Origin of the sequence: Micromonospora sp. B11E3 (assembly GCF_039871625.1) — a bacterium.
In the GTDB taxonomy this organism is placed as follows: domain Bacteria; phylum Actinomycetota; class Actinomycetes; order Mycobacteriales; family Micromonosporaceae; genus Micromonospora.
This window is the reverse complement of sequence record NZ_JBDPMC010000203.1, coordinates 1-1,481: the sequence shown is the minus strand read 5'-3', so window position 1 is coordinate 1,481 and position 1,481 is coordinate 1. Positions and strand designations below refer to the sequence as shown.

At 68.5% G+C, this 1,481-nt stretch carries 1 protein-coding gene; it reads right to left on the bottom strand.

Translation table 11 applies throughout. The annotated features are described in order from the left end of the window. Positions 1-46: 46 nt before the first annotated feature. On the bottom strand, positions 47-1,345 hold the full coding sequence (locus ABGB16_RS33660; protein ID WP_347672090.1) for an ISAs1 family transposase: 1,299 nt from the start codon (positions 1,343-1,345) through the stop codon (positions 47-49). Between the last annotated feature and the right edge of the window lie 136 nt (positions 1,346-1,481).

Here is a 1,481-nt window from a genome sequence, read left to right as displayed (position 1 = left end):
CAGGGCCCCGGCGTTGTTTCTTTCTGTCCGGCTTGGTGATGGTTTGCTAGATGCCGTAGACGGCGAAGACATCGGTGCGGTTGTGTAGGTCGCGGCGGGCGTGGGCGATGTTGGCGCGTCCGGCGAGTCGGTAGGTGCCGATGGCGAGGTTGCGGAAAGTGGCCAGGGCGCGGGGTGCGGAACGGGTCCTGAGCTGGGAATTGTCCTCGCGGAAAGTGACGTCTCTGACCCAGTGCAGCCGATTCTCCACGCACCAGTGCTCGCGTGCGTAGTGGTTGAGGTGGGCGGGGCCGGCCAGGTCGGTGGGCATGCTGGTGATGCCGTAGACGATTTCTTTGCGGGTTCGGACGTTGTCGAGGCCGCCGGTGTCGCGGCGTAGCCGGAACACCTGCCGGGCGGCGGGGAAGAGAGCGTCGTCCGCGGGCGCCACGCGCAGGATGCGCCGTTCGGTGCGTCCGTGGCCGCGGTCGGTGTCGATGCCGGTGTAGTCGGCGAACTCGGTGTCGGTTCCGGACAGCAGTGCCTGGGCTGCTCGCAGCGCGAGGGGCTGGTTGGCCTTCAGGATCAGGACGTAGTGGGCGTGCAGATCGCCGGTGATCAGCCGGGCGGTCTTCTTGGTCGTGTGTAGGGCGTCCAGGGTCAGGACCATCCCGGCCGCGTCCAATCCGGACAGCAGGGGCTCGATGACCGTGTTCTCGCCGCGTTTGTCCGCGACCTGACGCTGCCCTAGGACGGTTCCGGTGCGGTGGTCGATGGCGGCGACCAGGAACACCCGGCCGGTGGTGGTGACGGTGCCGTGTAGAAGTTTCCCGTCGATCGCGGCGGCCGGCAGCAGCCCGGCCGGGACCGGGTGCGTGACCGCGCGGACTGCGGCGCGGCGTTGCTCGCGTTCGACCGGGCTGGCCGTGGCGGGCAGGACCGGGGCAGGGCTGACACCGCGGATCACGTCGGTGACGTACCCGCCGACCGCATGGTCGAGGGCGTCGCCATCCAGACTGGTCAGGACCCGGCGGAAGGTCCGCTCGCTGGGCACCAGATACCGGCCGGTCAACGCGTCGTAGCGGGCACCGATACGGGCCAGGACATCCTGACTGGCGCCGGCCGCCCACTGCCAGATCGCCGCCACCGAATCGTTGCCCACGACCAGGGTCGCGCACGCGGCCAGCACCAGGATCACCACGAGGCGGTGTCGACGGCCCCGCACCCCGCGGGGGTCGGGCACCTGAGCCAGCCGGTGGGCCAGCGACGACGCCACGGCCTGCGGGTCGGACGCGAGCTCGGCCTCCCACAGGGCCAAGTCCGCGAGGTGGTCAACAACAGGGCTGATCGGGGAAGATATCGGCACGAGCACGACTCCTGAGTGGATCTTTCTGGCTAGGCACCCGAAAGATCAGCAGAAGTCGTGCTCGCCTGCTATCCAGCCCTCAACATCAGCGTTTTCATTACATAACCGGACAATACGAAACAACGCCGGGGCCCTG